The 26,441-nt window shown below is 57.9% G+C and carries 24 protein-coding genes; 10 read left to right on the top strand and 14 right to left on the bottom strand.

Annotated elements, in window-relative coordinates:
• Nucleotides 1-4: 4 nt before the first annotated feature.
• From AC0JZ4_RS24515 to AC0JZ4_RS24525, 3 genes are all read right to left on the bottom strand, one after another.
• Complete coding sequence (locus tag AC0JZ4_RS24515; RefSeq protein ID WP_471889133.1) at nt 5-247, bottom strand: hypothetical protein; 243 nt, start codon at nt 245-247, stop codon at nt 5-7.
• A 98-nt stretch (nt 248-345) separates the two neighbouring features.
• Nucleotides 346-1,701, bottom strand: a complete 1,356-nt coding sequence (locus tag AC0JZ4_RS24520; RefSeq protein WP_471889134.1) for an MmgE/PrpD family protein — start codon at nt 1,699-1,701, stop codon at nt 346-348.
• Nucleotides 1,702-1,954: 253 nt separating this feature from the next.
• Nucleotides 1,955-2,590: a hypothetical protein gene (locus AC0JZ4_RS24525; protein ID WP_471889135.1), complete on the bottom strand. Its 636-nt coding sequence runs from the start codon at nt 2,588-2,590 to the stop codon at nt 1,955-1,957.
• A 281-nt stretch (nt 2,591-2,871) separates the two neighbouring features.
• On the opposite strand from AC0JZ4_RS24525, the gene AC0JZ4_RS24530 reads away from it, so the two are divergent.
• Nucleotides 2,872-3,390: a hypothetical protein gene (locus tag AC0JZ4_RS24530; protein ID WP_471889136.1), complete on the top strand. Its 519-nt coding sequence runs from the start codon at nt 2,872-2,874 to the stop codon at nt 3,388-3,390.
• A gap of 268 nt (nt 3,391-3,658) precedes the next feature.
• On the opposite strand, the gene AC0JZ4_RS24535 is transcribed toward AC0JZ4_RS24530, so the two are convergent.
• The 4 genes from AC0JZ4_RS24535 to AC0JZ4_RS24550 all read right to left on the bottom strand — a co-directional run bounded on the left by AC0JZ4_RS24535 (nt 3,659) and on the right by AC0JZ4_RS24550 (nt 8,164).
• Complete coding sequence (locus AC0JZ4_RS24535) at nt 3,659-4,090, bottom strand: Zn-ribbon domain-containing OB-fold protein (RefSeq protein WP_471889137.1); 432 nt, start codon at nt 4,088-4,090, stop codon at nt 3,659-3,661.
• Entirely contained in the window at nt 4,087-5,319 is a 1,233-nt protein-coding gene (locus AC0JZ4_RS24540) for a thiolase family protein (RefSeq protein ID WP_471889138.1), read from the bottom strand. The genes AC0JZ4_RS24535 and AC0JZ4_RS24540 overlap by 4 nt, the downstream gene beginning before the upstream one ends.
• 121 nt (nt 5,320-5,440) lie before the next feature.
• Complete coding sequence (locus AC0JZ4_RS24545) at nt 5,441-6,208, bottom strand: SDR family NAD(P)-dependent oxidoreductase (protein WP_471889139.1); 768 nt, start codon at nt 6,206-6,208, stop codon at nt 5,441-5,443.
• 108 nt (nt 6,209-6,316) lie between these two features.
• On the bottom strand, nt 6,317-8,164 hold the full coding sequence (locus AC0JZ4_RS24550; RefSeq protein WP_471889140.1) for an AMP-binding protein: 1,848 nt from the start codon (nt 8,162-8,164) through the stop codon (nt 6,317-6,319).
• A 67-nt stretch (nt 8,165-8,231) separates the two neighbouring features.
• On the opposite strand from AC0JZ4_RS24550, the gene AC0JZ4_RS24555 reads away from it, so the two are divergent.
• The 9 genes from AC0JZ4_RS24555 to AC0JZ4_RS24595 all read left to right on the top strand — a co-directional run bounded on the left by AC0JZ4_RS24555 (nt 8,232) and on the right by AC0JZ4_RS24595 (nt 19,026).
• Nucleotides 8,232-9,032: an enoyl-CoA hydratase/isomerase family protein gene (locus tag AC0JZ4_RS24555; RefSeq protein WP_471889141.1), complete on the top strand. Its 801-nt coding sequence runs from the start codon at nt 8,232-8,234 to the stop codon at nt 9,030-9,032.
• A gap of 74 nt (nt 9,033-9,106) precedes the next feature.
• Complete coding sequence (locus AC0JZ4_RS24560; RefSeq protein ID WP_471889142.1) at nt 9,107-9,970, top strand: MaoC/PaaZ C-terminal domain-containing protein; 864 nt, start codon at nt 9,107-9,109, stop codon at nt 9,968-9,970.
• A 13-nt stretch (nt 9,971-9,983) separates the two neighbouring features.
• A complete protein-coding gene (locus AC0JZ4_RS24565; protein WP_471889143.1) occupies nt 9,984-11,039 on the top strand; it encodes an acyl-CoA dehydrogenase family protein in 1,056 nt (351 codons plus the stop codon).
• On the top strand, nt 11,036-12,205 hold the full coding sequence (locus tag AC0JZ4_RS24570) for an acyl-CoA dehydrogenase family protein (protein WP_471889144.1): 1,170 nt from the start codon (nt 11,036-11,038) through the stop codon (nt 12,203-12,205). The genes AC0JZ4_RS24565 and AC0JZ4_RS24570 overlap by 4 nt, the downstream gene beginning before the upstream one ends.
• A gap of 22 nt (nt 12,206-12,227) precedes the next feature.
• Entirely contained in the window at nt 12,228-13,142 is a 915-nt protein-coding gene (locus AC0JZ4_RS24575) for an SDR family NAD(P)-dependent oxidoreductase (protein ID WP_471889145.1), read from the top strand.
• A gap of 88 nt (nt 13,143-13,230) precedes the next feature.
• Entirely contained in the window at nt 13,231-14,427 is a 1,197-nt protein-coding gene (locus AC0JZ4_RS24580; protein ID WP_471889146.1) for an acetyl-CoA C-acetyltransferase, read from the top strand.
• Between the two features lie 22 nt (nt 14,428-14,449).
• On the top strand, nt 14,450-15,694 hold the full coding sequence (locus AC0JZ4_RS24585) for an acetyl-CoA hydrolase/transferase family protein (RefSeq protein ID WP_471889147.1): 1,245 nt from the start codon (nt 14,450-14,452) through the stop codon (nt 15,692-15,694).
• 235 nt (nt 15,695-15,929) lie between these two features.
• Nucleotides 15,930-16,685: an SDR family NAD(P)-dependent oxidoreductase gene (locus tag AC0JZ4_RS24590; RefSeq protein ID WP_471889148.1), complete on the top strand. Its 756-nt coding sequence runs from the start codon at nt 15,930-15,932 to the stop codon at nt 16,683-16,685.
• A 544-nt stretch (nt 16,686-17,229) separates the two neighbouring features.
• Complete coding sequence (locus tag AC0JZ4_RS24595) at nt 17,230-19,026, top strand: potassium/proton antiporter (RefSeq protein ID WP_471889149.1); 1,797 nt, start codon at nt 17,230-17,232, stop codon at nt 19,024-19,026.
• Nucleotides 19,027-19,334: 308 nt separating this feature from the next.
• Here AC0JZ4_RS24595 and AC0JZ4_RS24600 read toward each other — a convergent pair whose 3' ends face one another.
• The 7 genes from AC0JZ4_RS24600 to AC0JZ4_RS24630 all read right to left on the bottom strand — a co-directional run bounded on the left by AC0JZ4_RS24600 (nt 19,335) and on the right by AC0JZ4_RS24630 (nt 26,391).
• Nucleotides 19,335-20,840 carry a tripartite tricarboxylate transporter permease gene (locus tag AC0JZ4_RS24600; protein WP_471889150.1) on the bottom strand — a complete coding sequence of 502 codons (1,506 nt, stop codon included), beginning with the start codon at nt 20,838-20,840 and terminating at the stop codon, nt 19,335-19,337.
• A gap of 7 nt (nt 20,841-20,847) precedes the next feature.
• Nucleotides 20,848-21,309 (bottom strand): tripartite tricarboxylate transporter TctB family protein, encoded by a 462-nt coding sequence (locus AC0JZ4_RS24605; protein ID WP_471889151.1) that lies wholly within the window; start codon nt 21,307-21,309, stop codon nt 20,848-20,850.
• 318 nt (nt 21,310-21,627) lie between these two features.
• Complete coding sequence (locus AC0JZ4_RS24610; RefSeq protein WP_471889152.1) at nt 21,628-22,575, bottom strand: Bug family tripartite tricarboxylate transporter substrate binding protein; 948 nt, start codon at nt 22,573-22,575, stop codon at nt 21,628-21,630.
• 358 nt (nt 22,576-22,933) lie between these two features.
• Entirely contained in the window at nt 22,934-23,392 is a 459-nt protein-coding gene (locus AC0JZ4_RS24615; RefSeq protein WP_471889153.1) for a MaoC/PaaZ C-terminal domain-containing protein, read from the bottom strand.
• Nucleotides 23,347-23,808 carry a MaoC family dehydratase N-terminal domain-containing protein gene (locus AC0JZ4_RS24620; protein WP_471889154.1) on the bottom strand — a complete coding sequence of 154 codons (462 nt, stop codon included), beginning with the start codon at nt 23,806-23,808 and terminating at the stop codon, nt 23,347-23,349. Before AC0JZ4_RS24620 ends, AC0JZ4_RS24615 begins: the two co-directional genes overlap by 46 nt.
• Before the next feature lie 29 nt (nt 23,809-23,837).
• Entirely contained in the window at nt 23,838-25,046 is a 1,209-nt protein-coding gene (locus tag AC0JZ4_RS24625) for a serine hydrolase domain-containing protein (RefSeq protein WP_471889155.1), read from the bottom strand.
• A 352-nt stretch (nt 25,047-25,398) separates the two neighbouring features.
• Nucleotides 25,399-26,391 carry a Bug family tripartite tricarboxylate transporter substrate binding protein gene (locus AC0JZ4_RS24630; protein ID WP_471889156.1) on the bottom strand — a complete coding sequence of 331 codons (993 nt, stop codon included), beginning with the start codon at nt 26,389-26,391 and terminating at the stop codon, nt 25,399-25,401.
• Nucleotides 26,392-26,441 lie beyond the last annotated feature (50 nt).

The raw sequence follows: 26,441 nt of genomic DNA on the forward strand, positions 1-26,441 counted from the left end.
GAACTCAACGCGGCAGCAGAGTATCGCCGATGATTCGGATCAACTCCATATAGCTCGAGAGGATCAGGAAGATCACCGGCGCCAGAATGACGGCAGCGGCGAGCCATAGCCACCCGCCATCTGCAATCAGCACGAGCAGGCCTGCCAGAACAGGCGCGCCTGTCAGGATGACAGTGACAGCGCCTCCCCATCTAACTAGGAAACGAACCGTCGGATAATGAGGGACACCCTCGAATTTTTCAGACATGACGACCCTTTGTTTTATACGGTTACCTGAAGAGACCGGATTTGATCTGCTCCAACCTCGCAGCGAAGAGGCTGAGAACCATCGACGCGCTGCCAGCGTCATTCCTGTTTAAGCTGTGCGAGAATCGAAGCGATATCATCCGCCTGTGTCAGCTGGTTCAGCATGTCATAAAGCGATGCCGCCGCTGCATCACCCTTTGCCATGACGGCCTGCGATAGAAACTTTTCTTTTATCGCGGACGCCGACATCGGATTGCTTGCACTGCCCACGGCAGCCTCGATCGTTTTTGAGAGCTGTCGGCCGTCGCGCAGACGCAACGTTACGGTTACACCTTCGACAGGCATAGCGTCATCGAGATGCAGCGTTGTCACATCGCGCAGCCGTCGGATCTCGGGATCATTGAGCAGATCCTGCCTGACCGTCGCGAGGTTCGCCAGACCGATCTTCAGGCAAACGGCCGCCCAATGGTAGGTGCTGACCTGCGCCGTCAGCGGCGTCTCGGGATGTCGACGGTCGGTGAGTACCAGTACCATCCGATTGACCTGCATATCGATCGCAACGATATCCTCGCTATCGACGCCATGTTCGCGTTTCAGTGCAAGACACGCGTCGATGACGGCGTGAATGACGATGCCGCATGGATATGGCTTGAACAGGTTGCGAAGGATTTCGTATCGCTTTCCCAAGCCTCCTGTCAGCGCTTCCACGGACCAGTTTTGCGAGAACGCGGCAAGGAAGCCGTAAGGCGTTTCCAGGCTGTCGGAACGCCCCTTGATGCCGCCCCGCGCAAGAAGCGCGGCGCGAAGACCCACCTGCCCGGCATGTCCCATCATGAGCGAAGACACGGCCGTTCCCTGCACTCCCCGCAGGCCAGCCGCCTGCGCGTTGGCAACGGTTATGGCTGCATGCATGCCTTCGCCATCCAGGTTAAAAATCTTGGCTGACGCTACCGCCGCACCTATGGCGTTACAGATGCCGGTTTGCGACCAGCCGACGAAACTCTCGCCGGCCACCGATATCGCAAGGCTCAGGCGGCAGGCGACCTCGATACCCAAGGCGTATGCCAGCACAAATCCCGAACCGCTTACCGGCTGGATCTGGCTTGCCGACATAACGGCGGCCGCAATCGACCCGCTCGGATGAATGACGGCATCGGTATGGGTGTCGTCGAATGTCCTGACATTGGCGCTGACCGCGTTGAGAAGGCAGGCATGAAGTGGATCCCGATTGTACGGTGTTCCGGCAACGACAGCAGTTTGGGGGCCGGAATACATGCCGAGCGTATCGTCCAACTGCCGGACTTCCGGTAGCATACCACCGCCAAGCATGCATCCGAGGATGTTAACGACGCCCCCCAAAGCGTGAGCCCGAACCGGCTCAGGCAAATCTTGCCAGCTCTGCTGGACGGCGAAATGAACCAGTTCCCTGGTCACGTTGACGCCGGACATATCCATGGAGCCTCCCTCCCTTTCAACTCAACAGTGCGGAGCTGCCGCACAAGATATCAACTTGACGATGTTTGCCTCGGCTTGGGAACCGGAGTTCAGAAGCCTGCGTCGCAGGGGGCCGAAACCTTTCGCCGTGAGCGGTCCTCGGCCGCCGCACCCATCCACACTGCGCGCTAAAACCGCAATCCTAAAATGCGGCTTTGCATCGCACTTCTGCCGCGCCGCATCCTGCGCGATTGTCACGATCTCATGCGCCCGATTACGAAAATACGCCCGTCAACACACCTCGGCGCCAGTAGGGCGAATACAGATTGATGAGGTCCACCCGCTTCCGATAGACCCCAAGCATGCTCATGTCCACGACATCAAACGTAAATCCGGCAGAGGCTTCAATCATGGCCAGAAGACAGGACTCCCCATGGTAATTCGATCTCCACATACGCAGCTGGAGCACATCATCGCGCTGCTCGAATGCCTTTTTCATCAAGGCAATGGCATCCTGCTCGTCCTCTGAAGTCATGCCGGCGAGGCGCAAAAGCCCCATTCGCGCAGCGTTTCCTTTCTCGCCATAGGACGCATTTCCCGGATAAATCTGCGGTCCTTCATGCCTTCTCTGCCCATGGACCCGCTGCAGTATGCGTTTCGACCAGGGGCTGAAATTGCTTCCTGAAATGGCCTTGTAGCCAGGCTCCTGAAGAACCCCGTGATGCTGTAGGTCGTAGACGGCCACATAACGCGGAAATCCATCGAGGCAGACGAAGCGCAAGGCCGACAGGAAACCTTCGCATCCGGCGCGCTCGGGAATATGCTCCGTGTCGTACCAGTCCTGAAACTCTTCCTCCATGCTGTCTGGCGCCTGCATCATCGCCAGAAGCATTCCAAGCGGTTGAGACATCTGAAAACCTCCCATTCATGCGCATTTCGTAATAGAGCGAGCCGATCAATCATACCGCCCGGACGCGTGACATCGTGGGCGCACTCATCCCGCAGACATGTCACCACCCGAATGATACACGACTTGCACCGTCCCTCAAGCAGATAGTTGACTGTTCATTCATTTTGCATATCTATCTAATTTCGCCGAACGATTGGCAGTGTCTAACGCGATTTCTCGGCGCTCTTTTGTCCGTGACCAGGCCATCAGGGTCAGGTTAGATCAGTGTTTGAGGTACAGTGATGCTCTATATGGTAGAATGCGGTTTTTCGGAGCCGGCATTGGAAGCAGATTGGAACGCCTTCTACAGCGGCCCAAAACTTGCTTCGCTTCTCAATGACGTTCCCGGGTTTCGCCGTTCACAGCGCTTTTGCGATACATCGCCGTCCGGCGCTCCCTATATCGCCATTCACGAGGTCCAGTCGGCCGAACTGCTTGCGGGGGCCTCCTACAAGGGCGCTGGCGGCGGCTCGTTCCTGCAGTGGCAGGACTACATCACGAACTGGAGACGTACGATCTTCTCAGGTCTCGACCGTCTCGAGGAGCTGAAGCTGACAGATCGTCTGCTGGTCGTTGATGTCGAACCTCTTCCGATAAAAAATGTCCCGATCCATTGGCTAAGGTCGGCCGGACTGGGCGATCTCGTGCCCTCGAGGGGAATTGCCGTCGTGGACGCCAGCATTGCCGAAGAGGCCCGCAACATTATCGGTGCCGGCGCAAGGATTTTCGAACCCATTAGCGTGCAGATGCGGAAAAGCTGACGATCAGGCTCGATCAGGCCTAATCGTTCGTCGAGGACGTGAACCGATGAAACCGGGGAGAGGCAATTGCGCCTTTCCGGGAGACGCGTTCTCCCCGCATGGCTGAAGGCATAGATGTGCACCGGAACCAATAGCCTCACGTTACCGCCCGTTTGAAACCATCGTTCAGTCCGCAGTACCACAGCGATGACGGGATAACCGGGATCTCATACGAAACTGCCTCCGGCACTGCGGAGGCATTTTCGTATTGGATGCTGCGCGGATAATCCTAGTCCGGGACGAAGTAGAAATCGCCGATGGTTTTGATCTGGGGAAGAAATTCCGCCGTGACGCGTGTCTCTCTCCTGAAATCGCCCGTTTTGCCCACCACAAAGGCCTTTATGCAGGTATCGGCGCCGTCGGCCTTGATGAGGGCTGTGGCAACGACACCACCCAGATGCGCTAGATGCTTCGGCGCCGTCGGCAGAATGATGGCCGTGAGGATCTCGCCCTTACCGCTCAGCAAGACCTCATCTGCTTTCGAATAGCATCTCGAGCAGAGTGGCCTCAACGGCAGCCAGCAAAAACCGCAGCCAGCGCAACGGCTTGCGATCAACTCCCGTCTCTGAAGGCCATGGAAATAAGGTGATTGCCCGCCGTAACTCATACGGTAGGTATAGACATCCTCGATCTCGACCTCGAAAATTTCGGTACTGCTCATGACGTCCCCAATACAACTGTGCAACTTTGCGAAATTCCTGGGCCGCCAACTGCCGAGAACAAGGCACGCCCCTTGTTGATTGGCACCTGGGTGCCGCCGGCCTGTCCGCGCAACTGCTGGACAACTTCGCCGACGCGTGAAATGCCTGAACATCCCGCCACATGGCCACAACCGATCATGCCGCCGGATGGATTGACCGGAAGCGGTCCCGTTCGCTCTGTGAAGCCTTCATCGATCAGTCTGCCGCCCTGACCGGGCTCGCATAATCCGAGCTCTGCGTAACTCATCAGCTCGACACCGGTTAGGAGATCGTGGGTCTCGATAAAATCGAGCTGCTCGCGAGGATTGGTGATGCCGGCCATCCTGTAGGCGCGCTCTGCCGACTGCTGCTGGCAAAGGAGCCTACCAAGGCTGTCAAAGTCGGGCATGTAGCTTCGTATATTGGAAGAGCCGACGCCTTCGATCCAGATCGGATTGTCGCAGATTTCGCGTGCCCTCTCTTCAGACGCCAGAATAAGCGCAGCGGCGCCCTCGCTGTAGAGGCAGCAATCAAACATCTTGATTGGTCCGGCAATCCTCCTGGAATTCATGACGTCATCGACTGTAAGCGCCATACCACTTTGCGCGAGCGGATTAGTCAGTGCGTTTCCATGGTTCTTGACGGAGACCTTGGCCATTTGCGATTCCGTGGGCGCCCCATACCGGTCGATATGGGCTTGGACGGCAAAGCCGAAGTTTGCCGCCGCAAGCGGCTCTACCGGAACTTCCCAATTGGTATCGAGATCCAGCATGATGGCCTTGAGAAACGCTGAGGAGCGTTTGGAGAGCACCGGATCCCACAAATCCATGCCTTTGCCCGATCCGACGACGAGGGTCACATCGGACATGCCCGACATGATTTCGATCATGCCTTGGCGAACCGCAGTTGCGCCGGTTACGGCACCTGCGGTGACATGGACACAGGACTTGCCCGCCATTCCGATATAATCCTGCATGGTCGTGCTGGGGCAGCACTGCCGCACCCAGGCGACCATAAGATCGGAAAGACCCCACACGACGTGATCGACATCATCCGCCGAAATCCGCGCATCCGCGAGAGCAGCTTTGGTGACGTCGAGCGCCAGTTCGGAATATGTCTTGTCGGCGTATCTTACCTTCCAGGGAATAAGGCCGACCCCTACTATACCGACTTTCAACCTCGGACTCCTCTTCAAAATTGGGATTGCCAAGCCAACAAGCCGGCATCGGATGCATCCGTCATCCTTGACGAAAGGATTGTTTTAGAGACGCTTCTGACGTCTTGCCGTGGCCGGATGGCTCGGGAGGACGTCGGTTGTCGATCGTCGGTGGTTAGCTCATGGTCAGCCCCCCGCTGACACTGATCGCCTGCCCGGTAATGTAGGAAGCATGCGGCGACACCAGAAAGACGGCGGTTCCGGCGACTTCCTCTGGCCGGCCCAGCCTGCGCAAAGGAATGGCCTTGATCATAGCGTTGCCGATCTTACTGCCAAACTCGTCATTGTTCACCAGATCCTCCCACAGGCCCGTATCCGTGGGGCCAGGGCAAACGACATTGGCGAGAACCTTATGTCGCGCATATTCACGTGCGATCGACTTTATGAAGGCGATGGCGCCGCCGCGGCAGGCAGCCGACACGGACTCGCCGCTAGTCCCGACTTTGCCCGAATCGGAGCCGATGATGACTATGCGGCCGCCGCCGTTCTTGATGAGCTCAGGCAGGACTGCCCGAACAGCGTCGATCACGCTGCGCAACTCGATAGCGATGGTGATGTCGACCGACTCTTCGGGCGTGTCCAGAAAGGGACGAATACGAAGCTTGGTACCAATGGTCGTCATGAATGCGTCGAGCTTGCCGAAACGCTCCACGGTGCCTGCAACAATACGGGAGATATCCTCCGACCGGGTGAGGTCGCCCTTCAGCAGGATCGCTCGTTCTTTACCGTATTGGGTGACAATTTTCTGCAGGCTCTCTGCGCCGGTTCGATAATGAAGACCGACGGATGCACCCCGCTCCAGAAGCATGGTAGCGGCGGCCTGTCCGATATCCCCGGACGCGCCGCAAAGCAGAACAACCTTGCCATTCAAATCATCAGACATTTTTTTTCCTTTGAGTCGGCTGAAGTGTGGTCCAGAGCCAGATCAGAAATTCTCGGCGGCTCTCGCGAATAGATCACGGCTACCGGGATACGCCCCGGTGATGCCGGCTTATGATGTGACTTTGGCCCTTGGCTGAGCCAGTCGATCCCATGTCGCGTCCGAAAACGGGACCTTGCGCAATTCGTGTTTCATGATCTTGTTGGTCGGCGTCTTGGGAAGTTGCTCGACGAACTCGACATAGCGCGGAATGGCGAATGCGGGTAAATGGCACCTTGCACGCTCGACCAAAGCATCCGGGCTCAACGCAGCGTCGGGGCGCAAGACAACGACGATTTTCAGATCGTCTCCGCCCAGCTCTCCGGGCACCGCAATCGCGGCGACCTCGAGTACGGCAGGCTCCTCCAGGACAACGGATTCGACTTCGAAAGCGGATACATTCTCGCCTTTGACCCGAACCGAATCCTTCAGGCGACCGCTGAAGAACAGATAGCCTTCGTCATCGAACAGACCGGCATCGCCGGTATGGAACCACAGATCTTTCCACGCCGCCACGGTTGCCGCCGGGTCCCCGTCGTAGCCGGCCATCAAGGCGCATGGCTCGGTCGACCGAACCAATATTTCGCCCACCGCATTGCTCGGCAATTGCTCACCATCCGCATTGGCAATGCGGACTTCAAATCCGGGTGCTACGCACCCAGCGCTGCCGGTCTTGTGCGAGCCGCGCGGTAGATAGCAGGGCACGTTCGCTTCGGTAGACCCGTAGCCTGCACCAAACTCAACGCCGAACCGCGTCTGGAAATCGGCAAAATCCCGTGCCGAAGCTCCTACACCCCAGCCGGTGCGGAGTGCCGATCCCCGAGCGTCTTCGGCATTCGTCGATTTCAACAGAATTCTGACGATTTCGCCAATATAGTAAAATGCGGTGCAGCCATGCGTCTTGACGTCCGACCAGAATCTGGATGCGCTGAAGCGCTCGACCAGTACCATTCTGGCACCGACGAGCATCACCGGGATGACGATCATTGCCTGCGCGGTATTATGGAAGAGCGGATAGAAATTGTAATAGACGTCATCGGCATTCAGCCGCATATCCGCGGCGATCATCCGTCCGAGAATATACTGTTGCGCGTGGGGCATAAGAACCCCTTTTGATGGTCCCGTCGTTCCAGACGTATTCATGACGGTTCCGGTGTCTGCACCGCTGACATCCCAACATCCTTGCGGAGCTTCGTCCGACGCGCTGGCAACGATAACATCGTAGGCCACGGCGTTCGCCGGCAAGGCGTCGACCTTTTCATGGTCGAGCAGGACGATAGGCAACCCCTGTCCCATTTCATCGAAGGTCGCCTCGATCTCCGGCAGCAGGCTTGCCTCGATCACGACACGATCAATCCGCGACTGCCTGATCGTATGGGCAATCTGCTTGGTCTTGTAATCGACGTTTATCGGAACCTGAATGGCTCCGAGACGCGCAATTGCAAACCATACATCTAGGTATTCCAGCCGGTTCCTCAGGTTGATCGCAATGCGGTCGCCCTTCCTCACGCCGGCGGCGTAAAGCGCGTTGGCAACCTTGTTTGCCCGCTTGTCAGCCTCTCCATAGGTGATCCACTTCCCGTCGAAATTGACAAATGGCCTTGCAGGGGCTGCGGCTGCCTGCCAAGCAAGGATTTTCGCGGCGACGCGGTCGTGAAGCGGAAGCGGATCGAGATGCGGCTCGGCAAGGCCGGAATTCTCAGGAAAGCCAAATCGCAGTGGCTGGCTCGACATGGCGCTCATCTGCCTTGACCGCGCGTGTCGCGGGCAAACAAGGCGCTGCTGGTTGGTAATTTCGATCCCGCGCGATGCGAAAGCAGGCGTGTGTTTGTTTTCATGACCAGAGCCTCCCTCAAAAGTCATCAGATACTCAATCCCAATCGTCAGATACCTGTCGATTGACACAGAATGAACATTCATTTACCTAGCAGAGGCTCTTGATCCCCGTCAATAGGATTTCCGGATCAGATACCGAGGGAAGCAGCCAATGCAGTATGAAGACTTCCAGCACATCAAATTCGAGCGCCTTGAAAACGGTGTGCTCCTGGCCGTTCTGAACAGGCCGGAAGCAATGAATGCGACCAATGCCCGCCTCCATTTCGAGCTGTCCAAGCTCTGGGGTGTCGTCGGAGAAGACGATGCTACAAAGTGCGTCGTCGTGACCGGCGCCGGCGACCGTGCCTTTTCTGCGGGTGGCGATCTTGAGTGGGTAGAAAGCCTGATCGGAAACCCGGATGCGGTCGTTTCGATCATGAAGGAAGTCAGCGATCTGGTGTATAATATGCTCGCCTGCGACAAGCCAGTCATCTCGGCAATCAACGGGGTTGCCGTTGGGGCCGGCCTGGCCGTCGCCCTTCTCGCGGATATCAGCATTATTGCGGACGAGGCCAAGATCACCGACGGGCACGTGCGGCTGGGCGTTTCCGCGGGCGACCACGCGGCACTCATCTGGCCGCTGCTGTGCGGCATGGCGAAAGCTAAATATTACCTGATGACCGGGGAATTCCTCGACGGTAAGGAAGCCGAGCGGCTCGGCCTCGTCACGTTCTCGCTTCCCCGCGAGCAAGTCCTGCCCAGGGCGCTGGAGATTGCCTCAAAGCTCGCGCGCGGCAGCCAGCCCGCGATCTCCGCGACGAAGAAGACTCTCAACAATTGGATGAGAATGGCCGGCCCGATCTTCGACGCCTCTCTGGGGATGGAGATGCTGGGCTTCCTCACTCCAGACGCCAAAGAAGGCGTCGATGCAATCCGGAACAAACGACCTCCATCCTTTCCATCCGCCGGCTGAGGACGGCGAAAAGCTGAAGCTGGCGGAGCGGCTGCTGCGCCTCGGGAAAATCACGGGGAGATAAAGGGGGGAGGATGCCTATCGATATCGACAAGTTGACGCGTTTCCGGATTTCGGATCGCATCCAGACCCTTGATCCGCGCGATATCGCTCTCTTTGCGCTCTCGGTCGGGTTGGGGCAGGATGCGCTCGATACAGATCAGCTGCCGTATGTGGACCCGCTGCATGGTCCCAAGGTCATGCCCGCGATGGTGCTGGTGATGGCGCATCCCGGGTTTTATCTTGCCGATCCGCAATCCGGAGTGGACCCAAAGTTGGTCCTTCACTCCGAGCAATCGTTCGAAATCATCGGCGCGATACCGAACGAAGGCATCGTGGAAAGCCGCACGCGTATCGTCGATGTGATCGACAAGGGTGCAGGCAGGGCAGCACTTATTGTCGCGGAGACGCTGCTGTCGCATCTGGATCGACCGTTTGCACGGCTAAGCCGCACCACCTTCATTCGCGAGGGAGGTGGCTTCGGTGGCGCATCCGTCGCGAGCCACCCCGTTGCGCCGCACCGGGTCCCGGACGGTCTCCCCGATACGGCAATCGATTTCGCCTCCACGGCCAATCAGGCCCTGCTTTACAGGCTGAACGGCGATTACAACCCTCTGCATAGCGATCCCGAACTGGCGCGCGAGGCGGGGTTCAAACAGCCGATACTGCATGGTCTTTGCACGATGGGCATCGTCTGCGCCGCCCTGCTTCGGAAATTCGGCTACCACCGGCCGGATGCCCTGCGTTCCATGCGTCTGCGATTTTCAAGCCCAGTCTATCCGGGAGAGACGATCCGCACGGAGATATGGAACGACGGCAGTTTCCGCGCCCGAATCGAGGCGCGCAACATCACCGTCATCGACGGCGGACATGCCGTCTTCGAACAATCTCTTATTTGAATAGGAACGGTTCATGATCGACGCCGATACCCTGTCTTCCATGGAAATGATCCGCGACAGCGCGCGCGGGATCGTAAGCCAGGGGGACTTTGGACGTGTTCGCAAGCTGCGTTACACATCTCCCGGCTTTGACCGGAAGGTCTGGTCGGATATGTGTGAACTCGGCTGGCCCGCGCTTCGCCTCCCCGAAGAAAAGAACGGAGTGGGACTTGGGCTTCTCTCCTACGCAGCTCTTGCAGAGGAGTTGGGGCGTGGCCTTGTCCCGGAGCCACTCATACCCGCCGTTCTGGCGTCTTCCCTTTTGACGGATGACCTTCTGGAGAAACATCTCACGGGAGAAACTCTGGTGATCCCGGCTTGGCAGGATGCGCGAGGGGCGTTGGGACCTGCTGTTCCGCTTGATGTCGCGGACGGCAAGGTGACAGGAACGAAACTTTACGTGCCGATGGCAGGCGGCGCCGACGCATTCCTTGTTGTCGGTCAAGGTCAGGCGGGGCTCGTCCAGGCCGATACGCCTGAAGTAAGCGTCGAATCGACCGGAACGCAGGATGGCGGAAGTTTTGCCACGCTCCGGTTATCCGCTGCCGCGTGCGCCGCCTTTGCCGTTGATCCCGCGCCGGCGCTGGCCGAAGCCGCGCTTGCGACGGCCGCCTATCTCCTCGGCGTCATGCGGACCGCGACAGACCTGACTGTCGCTTATCTTAAGACCCGTGTCCAGTTTGGCGCGACGATCGGCAAATTCCAGATCCTGCAGCATATGGCGGTGGATATGCGGCTTGAGATCGAAGTGGTCTCCGCCAGCATCGAGGAAGCTGCATTGCGTTGGGATCTCGAGGGCGCGACACCGGCCGCCTTTGCAGCAATCTCGCGGGCCAAGGCGCGCGCATCGACGGCCGCCATGAAAGTGACGCGAGACGCTATCCAGTTGCATGGCGGCATCGGCTTCACCGACGAACATGACATCGGCCTCTGCCTTCGCAAGGCGATGGTTGCAAGCGAGGCCTTCGGTGGCGCCATCGTGCATCGAGCGAATTTCGCAAAGCTGAAGCCCGTGGGAGAGGACGCATGAACACGACATACGATGCTTTCCAGAGCGACGACTACAACGGTATGCCCGACGATGCATTTCGGGCCCTGGTCAATCGCTTTCTCGTAGAACATCACCCTGAAAACCTGCGCCATCCGTCGAAGCGATTGCATTGGGAACAGGCCGAGCCATGGTACATGACCCTCTCGCGGGCAGGCTGGCTGGCGCCCAACTGGCCGAGTGAGCACGGCGGCATGGGGCTGAACCCGGGCAAGCAACTGATCTATGTCGACGAATTCGAGAAGTTCGGCGCCGCCCGCACACCCGATCATGGAATGATGCTGCTGGGGCCTCTTCTGATCAATTACGGCTCCGAGGAGCAAAAGGCCCACTTCCTGCCGAAAATTCTGTCCGGGGAGCACATTTGGTGTCAGGGCTATTCCGAGCCGAACGCCGGTTCGGATCTGGCAGCCCTGCGAACCGAAGCCGTTCTCGACAACGATGTATGGGTCGTCAATGGCCAGAAAATATGGACAACGCTCGCCGGCGACGCCGACTGGATCTTCTGCCTCGTGCGCACCGACAAATCCGGAAAGAAACAAGAGGGTATCAGCTTCCTGCTGATTCCTCTGGATACACCCGGAATCACGATCCGCCCGATCATCAATCTCGAGCTGGATGACGAATTTTCCGAAGTCTTCTTCGACGATGTAAGGGTCCCGAAAGAGAACATAGTCGGTGAGGTCAATCAGGGCTGGACGATTGCCAAGAACCTGCTTGGCTTTGAGCGGATCTTCCTGGGCGGGCCCCGTCAGGCGTCAAACGCTCTCAGCAAGCTGCGGCGGCTTGGCATCTATTACGACGTTTTGAATGATAGTTCCTTCCTAGATAAGTTTGCCGGTTTTCAAATGGAACTCGAGGACCACCAGGCATTCTTCGGCCGTGTTGCCGACAAGTTGCGGCGGGGCGAGCGCCTTGGCGCGGAAGTGTCCTTCCTGAAGCTCAATCAGACGAGCCTTTACCAGCGTATCACCGAATATGGCCTGGAGTTAATGGCCGACGATGGAGCGCGGCTCGAACCTGTCGGCGGCAGCAACAACCTGGCGATGCCGACGCAGTTTCTGAACGCTCGCGCATCGACGATCTATGGCGGAACGACCCAGGTTCAAAAGAATATTCTGGCGAAGGCGGTCCTCGACCTTCCCTGAGCGACGCGAAAGGACAAAAGACATGACAGGAATTCTAACCGGCAAGGTCGCCCTGGTGACAGGCGCTGGCGGCGGGATAGGCAAGGCGATCGTGGTTGCGATGGCGCGCGCCGGCGCATCAGTAGTGATCAACGATATCGGCGTCTCGCTATCCGGCCAAGGCGGCTCCGCAAGCCCGGCCGAGGAAACGAAGGCGGAAATCGAGGCATTCGGCGGCAAGGCGGTGATCAGCACGGAATCGGTTTCGGAATGGCAGGCCGCGCAGCGCATGGTGGCATTGGCGAAAGACACCTATGGCCGCCTCGACATCGTGGTCAATAACGCCGGCATCCTGCGCGACGCCATGTTCCACAAAATGTCTCCTGAAGAGTGGCAGGCTGTCGTCGGCGTGCATCTCAACGGTTCGTTCTTCGTCAGCCGCGCGGCCGCCGAGGTCTTCCGTGAGCAGGAATGCGGATCCTTCATTCATATGGTGTCGACGTCAGGGCTAATCGGCAACCTCGGCCAAGCGAACTATTCCGCCGCGAAAATGGGTGTGGTCGGGCTGTCCAAGTCCATCGCGCTCGACATGCGTCGCTACAATGTTCGCTCCAACTGTATCGCGCCCTTCGCCTGGGGCCGCATGACCCTCAATATTCCGACCGAAACACCGGACCAGATCGCCCGCGTGGAAAACCTGAAAAAGATGACGCCGGAAAAAAATGCTCCGCTTGCCGTCTTCCTGGCATCAGACGATGCAGAGGATGTGAGCGGCCAGATCTTTTCCGTTCGCAGAAACGAGATTTTTCTTCTCAGCCAGAGCCGGCCACTCCGGTCCGTCCACACCGCCGAGGACTGGACACCGCAAAGCGTTCGGGACCACGCGATGCCTGCATTGCGGTCCTCGTTCTTTCCCCTGGATCGGAGCCAGGACGTCTTTACCTGGGATCCCTGCTGAGGCTGCATACCGGTCGAACGGCACCGCCGCTTTCGGCCAGAGCAACCTCGCAATGCCCATCAGCCTCTTGAAAGCCAAAGGTGAAATCATGCGTCGTGCCGCTATAGTAAGTCCGCTCCGCACTGCCGTCGGCGGATTTGGGGGATCGCTTCGGACCGTACCTGTCGAGACTTTGGGGACCACGGTCACCAAGGCAGTGCTTTCGGCAACGGGCATCGATCCTGCCTTGATAGAGGATGTCGTCTTCGCGCAGTCCTACGCCAGCTCGGAGACGCCTTGTGTCGGACGCTGGATCGCGCTCGACGCGGGGCTCCCCATCGAGGTGCCCGGTCTCCAGACTGACCGCCGTTGCGGCGGCGGACTTCAGGCGGTCGTCACGGCAGCGATGATGGTCCAGACAGGAGCCTGCGACGTGGTGCTGGCCGGCGGCGTCGAAAGCATGTCCAACATCGAATACTACACCACCGACATGCGCTGGGGCCGGCGCTCGGGCACGACCCAGTTCTACGACCGGCTCGATCGCGGTCGGGAGCGCTCCCAACCGGTCCACAGGTTCGGCGTCATTTCGGGAATGATTGAGACGGCGGAAAATCTGGCCGGCGATTACAGCATTACGCGCGAGGAAGCGGATGCTTTTTCCGCGGAAAGTCATCGCCGCGCAGCGCAGGCCTGGGCGTCAGGCCGCTTTGCCGAGGAAGTGGTGCCCGTCGTCGTACCCCAGCGCAAGGGAGATCCCGTGATATTCGATCAGGACGAGGGCATCCGTGCGGATAGCACACCCGCGACACTTGCAAAACTTCGCCCGATCATCAAAGACGGCTCTGTCACCGCGGGCAATGCTGCACAGCAGAACGATGCCGCCGCTGCCTGCCTGATCGTTGCCGAGGACAAGCTGGAAGCCCTCGGCCTGACGCCGATCGCCTTCCTCAATGGGTGGTCGGCGGTCGGCTGCGACCCTTCGCGCATGGGCATCGGCCCTGTGGGAGCGACAGCCAAGGTGCTGCAAAAGACTGGGCTACGGATGGCCGACATGGATCTCGTTGAAATCAATGAGGCCTTCGCCGCACAGGTTCTTGCCTGCCTTAAGGCGATGAACTGGGACGACCGCGAAAAGTTGAATGTCAACGGTTCCGGTATATCGCTTGGCCACCCGATCGGTGCAACCGGCGTTCGAATGATGACGACGCTCATCCGCGAAATGAAGCGCCGCAATGTGCGCTATGGGCTCGAAACGATGTGCATCGGTGGCGGCCAGGGCATGGCAGCAGTATTCGAGAGAGCTTGAGTTTGCCGAGAGGACATTCCTTATGACCAGCGCTGTCGATCTTTCGCACTTTATCCGCCCCGGCGATACCGTCATGTGGGGACAGTCCCACGCAGAGCCTGCAACGCTGATCCGGCATCTTGTCGAGCAGCGGTCCGCGCTCGGCAGGCTTCGTATTTTCGTTGGCATCGGGCTATCAGGCCAGATACGGCCGGAGCATGCCGACCATTTCGACTTTATCGGCTATGGGGCTGGTGGCACGACACGGGTCCTAGCGGATGCTGGCATCCTCGATATTCTGCCGGTGCATTACTCGCGGCTGCCTCACCTCATTCACGAGGGTACGCTGCGCATCGATGTCCTGATGCTTCAGGTTCCGCCACCGGATGCACAGGGACGCTACAGCCTCGGCATGGCTCGCGAATATCTTCTGGAAGCCATGTCTCAGGCCCGTGTGACAATCGCGGAAGTTCACCCTGAAGTCCCGTGGACCTTTGGCGGGCCCTATCTGAAACGGGACGACTTCGACCTCCTGATCGATTCTGACAGCCCGATGCCACCAGAAAAGACGGTCAGCCCCTCGTCGATCGATGAGGCCATTGGTAAGTTTGTCGCGTCGCTTGTGGAAGACGGAGCAACGTTGCAGACCGGCATTGGCGCAATCCCCGACGCCGCCCTATCGCAACTGCGAGACCGTCGCGATCTCGGCATTCACTCAGGCAGCATCGGGGACGGCATCGTCGCACTCCATGACGCGGGCATCATCACCAACAGCCGCAAGAGCATCGATCCGGGTTTGACCATCGGTGGCGTTTTGATGGGCGGCTCCGCTGTGCGGCGGTTTGCAGACAGGAACGCCTCGATTGAATTGCGGGGCACCGGATATACCCATGATCCGAAGGTGCTGGCGCGACTGACGAGATTTGTCGCGTTGAACAGCGCGGTGGAAGTCGATGCGACCGGGCAGATCAACTCTGAATCGGCAGGAGGACGCTATGTCGGAGCCGTCGGTGGGATAATCGATTTCCTGCGCGCGGCAGGAGCCAGCAAGGGCGGTGTACCGATCGTCGCATTGCCGTCGACAGCCGGTAGCAGGAGCCGCATCGTGCCGCGCCTGACAGGTCCTGTCTCGGTCGCCCGTTCGGAATCCTGCGTCATCGTTACTGAACACGGCATCGCCGACCTGCGTGGCTTGACCATTCGACAGAGGATACCTCGCATGATCTCCATCGCTCACCCGGACCATCGCGAAGCCATTGAGCGCGAGTTTCGGGCGCAGGACCATTGAAACGCCCTGCGGCTTGTGACAGGCGATCCAAATCGCTCGATGAATTACTAGGTGCGGATCGGTTGGCAAAAGCTATGGAATGGCCTGTCTCCCTTCAGCTGCAAGGGCCCAAAACAGATTACTCTCAATTGATAACTGAACGTTCATTCGCCGGTTGACAGTCCTCCCCTGGTTGATAGTATTCGGCGAGCTACCGGGCTCAACGTCACGGTGGGAGGACGGAGCGAGGAATGAAATGGATCGTCTGAAAGATAAGGTTGCGTTCATAACGGGCGGAGGCGCTGGCATCGGTCGTGCCGCAGCAAAAATGTTTGCTACGGAGGGCGCAAAAGTCGTTATCGCCGAAAAGAATCCTGAAACTGCTGCTGCTGTTGCCCAGGAAGTCATCGCTGCAGGGGGAGAAGCCCTCGGTATCGAAACGGATATTACGCAGGAGGAATCGATCCAAAGTGCGCTGGAAAAGACAAAGGAAAAATTCGGCGGACTTGATATTCTGTTCAATTGCGCCGGTGGCTCCATCAAGGAGGACGGACCAGTTACTGATGTCGATATGTCGGTATGGAACATCACGATCGGCATTAATTTGCTTGGGACCTTTCTTTGCTGCAGGAAGGCTATTCCCCTGCTGAAAGAGCGTGGAGGCGGCGTGATCGTGAACACCGCGAGCTGGGCCGCTTTAAGTGGCACATTGCGTAAGCACGTATATGCCTCCGCGAAAGGTGGCGTAATATCGCTCACGCGCGCGATTGCAGGTGAGTATGCCCAATATGGTATCCGCGCCAACGTGATCTGCCCGGGATCGGTCAAAACGGAGCGCTGGCTCGCGGCATCGAAGCCGCAAACGCATCTCCAGGACCTGGCTGAGAAGTACCCCTTCTCTCGTGGTGAGCCAGACGAGATGGCTTCCATTGCGCTATTTCTGGCATCGCCGGAGTCCCGCATGATGACCGGATCTGTCGTAACTGCCGATGGCGGCCGGACGGCTTTCTAAGCTCGACGGACGGGGCAGTCATGGCGCAGGAGGTGCGTCCTTCTTCTGCCTCCAACGACACCTCAGCGCGTTGCGGCTCCTGGAATTCAAGAGCGCCTTCAGCCGGATCCAGCGCGAACGACCGGTATCTTAGCCTGATACCGGTCGTTGACATTAGATAAACTGTGTCGTTACCGCACCGCATTGTGGGTAACGCCCCGGAAGCCCAAGGTCAGCGCAGAATGCTGGCATTTGGCGGACAGCGGTCTCGGTTCATGTCTCTAAGTAGATAGAGACGCGACGGCTGGTCAACGCTCGTAACCACCTGAGGTAATGGCGGCACTGGCTTTTCAAGATCAAGCAGGGGCTTGCCGCTGTCGCTTCAAAGCTCGGCTCGGAGGTATTCAAGGTCGGCCGTGTGACCGGCGAGGCGGTCATTCGGCCCCCGGGCTTGGTGGTTAAACTCACGCAAACGCCGCTGGACGGCCTTCGTCCCACCGCCGTCAAATCGTGGCTGCTTCAAGGTTCCTGTCGTGGCGCTGTATTTTGAGCAAAAGGAAGGCGCGTGGAGGCATTCTACATCATCCTGCTTGTCGGCACCTTGCTGGTGCTGGCGGCCGCGTTTTTTAGCCTTCTTGCCTTTCGCTTCGGCGCACCGCTGCTGCTCGTCTTCCTTGCCATCGGGCTGCTAGCAGGGGTGGACGGCCTCGGCATTCAGTTCAAAAACTTTCCGTTCGCCTATATGCTCGGGTCTCTGGGCTTGGCGATCGTGCTATTCGATTCAGGCTTCGGAACCTCGGTCCATTCGCTGCGCATCGCCGCCCTGCCCGCCCTGACGCTCGCCTCGGTTGGGGTATTTTTCACAGCCGGCTTTTTCGCTTTTGCGGCGACCATTCTGCTCGACTTCAGCTGGCTGGAAGGACTACTACTCGGCTCGATCGTCGCCTCGACGGATGCCGCTGCCGTCTTCTTCCTCCTGAGGATCGGAGGGATCAACATCCGCGACAGGGTGCGCTCAACGCTGGAGGTGGAATCTGGCACAAACGATCCGATGGCGATCTTCCTGACGGTTGCATTCGTTGACCTCTTGGCAAGTGGCCAGGGTGTCGACGATCTAAACCTGCATTTCCTCATCAGCTTCATTGGGGAAATGGGCCTCGGCCTCGTTCTCGGCCTGCTCGGCGGTATAACGATCGTTTGGGTCCTGAACCGCTTCACATCCGACCGTGGTCTCGCGCCGATTTTGGTGCTGACGCTTGCTCTTCTGGTCTTTGCTTTTACCGGCGCGCTCGGGGGCAGCGGCTTCCTGGCGGTCTATATCGCCGGGATTTACTCCGGCAACCGCAAGATGTTCGCCAGGCATTCGATTGCCCGCTTTCACGAGGGCCTCACTTGGCTGGCGCAGATCATCATGTTCCTCGTGCTCGGCCTTCTCGCGACGCCATCGCAGTTTGGGCCGATCATTCTTCCGGCTGTGGGATTGGCCTTCTTCCTCATCCTCGTCGCGCGGCCGATCGCGGTTTGGCTGAGCTTACTTTCCTATGACTTCACCCAGCAAGAGACGGGCTTCATTGCGTGGGTCGGCCTGCGCGGCGCAGTCTCCATCCTTCTGGCAATTCTGCCTGTCATGAGTGGGCTCGGTGACGCGAGCATCTATTTCAACACTGTATTCATAATCGTTCTGGTCTCGCTGCTGCTGCAGGGCTGGACCGTCAAGCCCCTGGCGGGCTATCTCGGTCTCATCATTCCCAAGCGCATGGGCGAGGTCGATAAGCTGGAGCTCGACCTGCCCGGCAAAGCCACCCATGAACTCATCTCATACCGGGTAATAAAAGACAGCGCGATCCTGCGGGGAGAACGCATCCCCCGTTGGGCGATGCCCTCTCTGGTGATCCGCGACAACAAGAGTATCCGCTACCAGTATGCCGGCCGTCTGCAGGAAGGCGATCAGGTCTATCTCTTCGTCACGCCGAACTCCATCCGCCTGCTGGACCGGCTGTTCGCGAGCAAAGTGCCGGTGGATGAGGACGATGCTGAGTTCTTCGGAGCTTTTTCCATATCTCCTGCAGGTTCCGCTCGGGAACTCGACGCAGCTTATGGTCCGGGTCTTCTGACCGCGGCCGAATATCACATGTCGATTGGCGAACTGATGATGCACCGGATGAGCGGCAAGGTGTATTATGCAGATCGGATGCGCTTCGGCTCAACCGTGCTGATCGTACGCGATCTCGATGAGCAGGAGAATGTCAGCAGCATTGGTATTTCGCTTGAGCCGGTCGAGCCGGCGACCAGGCTACCAATCTTTATCAACATGCGCGATATTGCCGACTGTATCCGCATGATGTTTCGGCGTCCACATTGAACGATGCTTCCGCCTTGGGGGATGATCTAGAGCATGCCGTGCCCAGAACAGGCGAGAGATTTCAAGGGAGGCGGCGGCGCCTGCGGGAAAAAAAGCGCAAGCGGGGAGCCGGTACTGACGATTACCAAGCGCAAGAATTCCGAGATACCAGCTAAAGGAGCCCGCAGGTTTCCCGAAGTTGTTCCGAATTGCCAGACCAACAACTGCGTGGCCCAAGCGTGTGCGGTTCAAAAACAGATCCCGGCACATTATGCCGGGATCATGAAGGTCGGTGCAGCGGTCAAGTCTGCTTAAAGATAAGTTCGGCGTCAGTCCGCCTCGCTCAGAACCTGATCCCTGCGCTTCCGTATCATCGGAATGCTGGCGACAACCAAAAGCAGAGCACCAAGAATCAGGAAGCCCAGTGAAATAGGCTCTTGAACGAAGGTGGTATAGTCTCCCTGGGACAGCACCATCGCACGGCGGAAATGCGACTCTAGCAGCGGTCCTAGAACGAAGCCCAGAACCAAAGGTGCCGGCTCGCATTCAAGCTTGCGGAACACATATCCAAGCAGTCCAAATCCCACCGCGAGATACAGGTCATTGGTCGAGAGCTGGCTGGCGTAAACACCAATACAACAGAACAGCATGATCGCAGGGTAAAGCGCCCGGTAAGGTATTTTCAGCAGCTTTACCCATACGCCAACTAGAGGCAGATTCAATACGACAAGCATGGCATTGCCGACCCACATGGATGCAATCAGCCCCCAGAAAAGATCCGGATTGCTAGTCATCACCTGAGGGCCAGGCTGGATGTCATGCATGATCATGGCACCAAGCAGGAGAGCCATGGTCGGGCTTCCGGGAATCCCCAATGTAAGTGTCGGGATGAACGCAGTCTGCGCCGCAGCATTGTTGGCGGATTCGGGACCGGCGACACCTTCGATTGCGCCTTTTCCAATTTGACTGCGATACCGGGAGACCTTCTTCTCAAGACTGTAAGACAGGAACGAGGCTATTGACAGGCCAGCCCCGGGGAGAATTCCGAGTATAGTTCCCAGACCCGTTCCGCGCAGAATAGATGGTGTCATCCGGCGGAAGTCTTCCCGATTGGGCATAAGACGGCCGACGGTTTCCGTTACATCCTGTTTTTGATCCTTGTCCTCAAGGGTGCCGATAACTTCACCAAAGGCAAAGAGTCCAACGGCAATTACTATGAAATCCAGGCCCTCCCACAAATGCGGCAGGCCAAAGGTGAAGCGCTGGACGCCGGATTCGAGGTCCGTCCCGATCGTGCCAAGGACAATGCCCAGCAAAATCATCCCAATCGCCTTGATAACGGAGCCGGTGGAAAGCGACACCGCGCCGATCAAACCCACAACCATCAACGAGAAATACTCGGCCGAGCCGAACCGAAACGCCATCGCGGACAATGGCGCCGCAAAGGCTGCCAGAACCAGCGTGCCGATACAGCCCGCCACAAAGGAACCGATTGCCGCAGTCGCTATAGCGACACCCGCTCGGCCTTTTTGGGCCATTTGATGGCCGTCAATCACGGTGACGACCGAGGACGTCTCCCCCGGTAGGTTGACGAGAATAGCGGTGGTCGAGCCCCCATAAGCAGCTCCGTAATAGATGCCAGCGAGCATGATCAAGGCCGATGTAGGATCCATTCCGAAGGTGATGGGCATGAGCATCGAGATTGTGGCCAATGGCCCCAGCCCTGGCAGTACGCCGATCAGCGTCCCAAGCAAACACCCCAAGAAGGCGTAGAACAGATTGTAGCCAGATAACGCCGTACCGAATCCGAGAACAAGGTTGTTAATTAGATCCACTGGGCACCTATTGCATCAAGAAGGGTGGGACTACCGGAAAAGGAAGGGCGAGAAGTTTTATGAATATCAACCACGTAAGCGGCGCCAGAACGGCTATCGATACGAGGACGGCCTTCCAGGAATGGTTGGGATGGGCAAGCGATGACACTGCGATCAGCACCGGAAGCGCTACGATCAACCCAAAGCGCTCTAGACAGAAGGCAAACAGCAGAACGGAAGACAGTACGATCACGATATTACGCATCGGCCATCGATCCAGTAAAACACGAGCCTTGCCCGTCCCCAGCGAGGAGATACCGACAAATATGCCGGTTGCGATCAACGCGATCCCGAGCCCGAGCGGAAAATATCCCGGGCCCATACGAGCTGCACTACCAATTTGGTACCGGGATGCACCTATTACGACTGCAACTCCGACTGCCGTATACAGCAGTCCTGTCGCAAAATTCCTCTGATTTGCGATAGCCATTTCATCCTCCCAACTCTCACTCACATCTGTGATCTAGAATTTTCTGCCGCAAAGCCCTCATTCAGCACCAGTTGTCTTTCCTCGGGCACGAATGGACAGCCGCTAAACGTTCCTTGAATGGTCCTTGTAGAGGTTGATTCATGATACGTTACAGGCCGCACGCAGACCGGCATGCTCGGTGCGAAGTCCGCTTTCTCCGTGTTTGGAAAAAAAAGGATCGGCGCCTAGCGGCAAGCTATAAGGCCGAAGGTTGCGCATTGACCACGATGCACATTTGCGATCAATGCGCACAACGACATTAGAATGCCGACTATCGCACTAGTTGTTGATGCCGATCCGCTGCGCAAGACCCTTCCAGCGATCGATGGAAGACCTCAGCATGACCTGGATTTCAGCTACCGCCCTGTCTGATGGACGAGCGTCCAAATTGGCCAGAAAATTGGTCCCTTCGGGAGAATGCATCACTTGCTGAATGCCTTCGTGGATCCGCGCGACAGCGGTGGGCGGAGTGTCCTTAGGCACGAGGATAGTCCAGTAATTTTCGCCGAGCGCATCCGGATACCCGGCTTCCACGATGGTCGGCACATCTGGCAGACTTTTCGAGCGCGCTTCGCTCAGTTGGGCCAGAACAACGACGCCCTTGTCCAGATGCCGCTGAGATGCGGTAAAAGCACCGACGACGACGTCGACGCGTCCGCCCACGAGGTCGACCAGCGCCTCAGATCCGCCAGGATAAGACACCGGCACCATCTCTACACCGAGAGTTTCACCCAGCATTGCACCATAGAAATGCATCGTGCTGCCGGATCCTGCAGTTGCGTAGAAAACTGTTCGGGCTTTCGCAAGCTCAGTCAGTTCCTTGAGCGTTTTCACCTTCAGATTGGGACCGGCGAGAATGATCTGATCGCCCTCTCCCACTATTCCCGCGGGAACCAGATCGGCTACCGGGTCGAATGGCAGGTCGGTTCGCGATGCAGCATTGGTGGTGTACGAGGACGATACCAGCAGGAATGTATAACCGTCGGGCTCGGATCGCGCCACATGCGCGGCTCCCACCGCAGTCCCACCGCCGGGGCGATTTTCAACGACAACGGCCTTACCCCATAATTTCGAAAGACCTTCGGCCAGAAAGCGGCCCACGGTGTCATTCCCGCCGCCCGGCGAAAACGGAATGACCAATGTCACCTGTTTTGTCGGATAATCTTGCGCAACGACGGCAGATACCATGACGAACAAGGACATAAATATAGTGACGACGAACTTCATGCGATCCTCCTCCATTTTGACCGGACAACGGTTTTCTACCACCTTGAACGGCAAATATTCATTGTTGTATTCAAAAAGACGACAACGACCGTCATCTGTCCGTGAATACACGCCTCAATCTTCTCGGCAGCCTACAGGCTGCCGAAACGCCTAATTCCAACAGTTAACTGAGGCAGGTCACCTGCCGTTCCTCTTAAAATGAATTATCATTCATTCATGCGCATTTGTCAACGTTCAAGGACTGGCGTCCTGAGAGCAGGGCGTCAGGTGCGGTGAGTTCGGGGGATGTTGTGGTCAGGATCTCGCTCGGAACGCGAGGTCCAAGAAAAGTCGGGCGGGTGGGATCACCCTGTGACAATCAGGGATGTGTCGCAGGCTCCAACGAGCTGACAACGGCCTCGCCCTTCACGACCACAGTCCCATCTTCGAGGGTCATCAGCAGCTCGACGCGTATCGAGCCTGCCATCACCTCGATGACCCGCCCGGTGCAGCGGGGCCGGGAATGCAAAGGTACGCGAGCAACGAAGCGCGCATCAAAGGATTTTATCCGCTCCTGCGGAAGCGAGTTGGTCAACAATCTGCCGAGATAGGCCATGGACAGCATGCCATGGGCGAAAACTTCGTCATAACCCTTGGCTCTCGCAGCGTCGATGTCGAGGTGCGTTGGCTGGTGATCGCCGGACGCTCCTGCAAAAAGCGCCAGGAGTGTCCTTGAGACGGTGTCGAGCTGGAGGTCGGGCAACTCCGAGCCCAGGTGGAATTCTCGCGAAATCATGTTGATACCTCCGGATGCCGGATAACCGATACGAACCGGCATTCCAGCAATGTCGTGTCACCGAGCCTTACATCCGTTTGCTTCACCACGAATTCGAGGGCACCGGCCTTCTTCGTATAGACATCGATGATCTTGCGATGAAACACGACTTTGTCATTGGCGTAAGCCAGTTCGTGATAGACAAACGATTGTTCGGCATGCGTTTTCTTCGAGAGATCCACTCCGAGGTCCGACAGCCACGAGAATGGATCCGGTAACGATAGCTCCAGCGAATTGCTGAGAAAGGTTAGGGGTACGACAAGGTCACGGTGGCCTGCTTTGCGGGCCGCATCGACATCGAAATAGATGGGATCGGTGAGGCCTATCGTTTCCGCAAAGAACCGCAGCCGCCCCCGCTCGATTTCAAAGGGCATAGGCGCGATCACCAGCTCCAAGGCCGCTGAACGGTCGATATACATCGAGTGGTCTCCTTGGGTTTGTGGCCTGATCAAAGGCAGTCCTGAATGGCTTTGTAATAGACCCCGTTGAGAGATCTCTTGCCCGATTGACACTGGTTCATGGCGTAGGTGATGGTTGTCCGGCGCTCGACATCTGCGATGGAAAGCGCGCCTCCAGTGCCGTACCAGAAGCAGGTTTTCCCGCTTGGCCGAAGGAATGGCAACGGTCCTCGCGTGTTGTCGCTTTCCGACGCCAATGCGTAGCCTATGCCCCATCGAATGGGCTTCATATAGTAGGCGTCGATGCCGCTGAACTGTTGATGGAAGATCATATCGATGATCGCGGGAGACACGAGTTTCACACCGCGCGAGGCGCCGCCCAGGCTGAGTGCCTGAATGATTCTGCCAAGGCCACGCGCGTTGCAATGGCCGGCGCTGCCCGCAAAGTCCGCCCGGCGCCATTCCCGCGAATTGTAGACCAGAAATGGATCGCGCTTCGTGCCGGAAAACGAACCGAGGCGTGTCCTTCTGGAAATGGCCATGTCGGTGTCCGGTCCTTCGTCGATAACCGACACGTGCGATACGGGCTCGTTATTGGTGCTGCCGCGCGCCGCGTCTTCGGACGAGGGATAGACAGTTGCCACGCGGTCGCACTGCTCATCGTTGAGGCCGAGATAGAAGTCGGCATCGAGAGGCTCGGCAATTTCCTCGGCGATGAACTGTTTCAATGATTTGCCGGTCACGCGGCGGACCAATTCCGAATTGAGATGACCGAACGTGCTGGCATGGTACGAGCCACGCGCCCCAGGCTCCCACCATGGAGCTTGTGCAGCCAGCCTGGCCGTCGAAGCGTCGACATCGTAGGCGACACTCATAGTAAAGGGGGGCTCCCATGCTGGTAATCCCGCCGTATGGCTGAGCAGGTGGCGCACCTCGACCGCTTCTTTGCCATTCTGAGCGAATTCGGGCCAGTATGTTGCGACGGGCGCGAAGAGATCTATCTGACCCCGATCAGCAAGCATGAGGACAGCTAGGCTGGTCACGGTCTTCGTTGCGGAAAACACGTTAACGATCGTATGTTGCGACCACGGAACCTTTCTTTCCTTCTCGCACCACCCGCCCCATAGATCGACGACATCTTCACCATCGACATTGACGTAAAGGCTGGCTCCAACCTCCTTTCCATCGGACAAGTTAGACTGAAGGATGTCGAAGATACTCTCAAAATGCGGGTCGCAATGCCCAGTCAATTCGGTCATGAATGTCTCCCTTTGGTCCATCTGACCGGCTTGAGAACGATGCGCTTGCCCTTGCGACCGCATGGACAACCACGCAAGGGCCTGCCCCCGGGTACCGGTGAACCCGGCGAGTGGGCTTTTTGAGCTTAGGGGTGCAGCTGATCTGCCGGGACTTTCGAAACAGGTGGCTTGGCGCGAATTCGAGGGCGGTTAGCGTAAGCGGTGCTTCTCGCCTTACCTCTGCCACGCGCCTTTCAGGTTCGCGGCAGAGGATAGACATCTGGCTGCTTGCGCTACATGGGAATTTCCCATCAACACGATACTCGAACTCCCTTATCAGCGCGGCTTGCCAGGCGTGATGCATTATGACGGGTCAGTTTTTGGCAATGCCGTTCTTGCTCGCCAGTTCTGTCCAGTACCTTATTTCCTTTCTGACATAGTCGCCCACCTCCGCTGTCGTCATATTGGCGGGTTCTCCGAACAGGCCTTCCAGGAATTTGCGGCCGTCATCAGAGTGCATGGCTTTCTGCACACCATCGTCGATCTTGGATACGACATCATCCGGCGTTCCAGCCGGAACGAAAATACTCCAGTAGTTCTGAGCGGCGGCCTGGGGATATCCTGCTTCTGCGGTCGTCGGAACGTTTGGCATAGCCGGTGAGCGTGCCGCACTCAGGATGGCGAGATTCTTGGCGCCGGCCTCGAGTGCCGGTTGGACGACACCGAGGCCCGCAATATAGAGATCCACGCGGCCACCGATGAGATCGACAAGCCCCTCGGTGCCACCTCCATAGGAAACGGCGGTCATGTTGATTCCCAGAACCTCGTTCAGCAGCAGACCGTTGAAGTGCTGAAAACTTCCAACTCCGGAAGTGGCGTAATAGATGGTTTTGGTTTTTGCCTCACGAACGAGATCCTCAAGCGTATTCATCGGGACACGCTTGCCTGCGATGATCCCGACGACATTGGTACCGACCATGCTGATCGGGGTCAGATCCTTGAGAGGGTCAAAGCCGAGATCGGATTTGACTGCGGCGTTGGTTGCGTAGGACGTCGAACCGATGAGCAGGGTATATCCGTCCGGATCTGTCCTTGCGACATGCGCCGCCCCCAACGCGCTCCCAGCGCCAGGACGGTTTTCCACGACAACCGGTTGGCCCCAGACTTCGCTCAGCTTGTTGGCAAGAAACCGGCCTATGGCGTCATTGCTGCCGCCGGGGGTAAACGGAACGATGATCGTTACCCTTTGCGTCGGGTAATCCGCCGCATGGCTGGCGAAGGGCATGCAGACGCACATAAGCAGTAAAGTTGCGAGTAGCTTCTTCATCTGTTTTTCCTCTCTCCCAAATTCGATGGCGAGCCACATCAGGTCGCAATCGACAATCTCAGCGCACTCTCCCCGATAGATCGCAGTCG

It is taken from the genome of [Rhizobium] kunmingense (genome assembly GCF_977018605.1).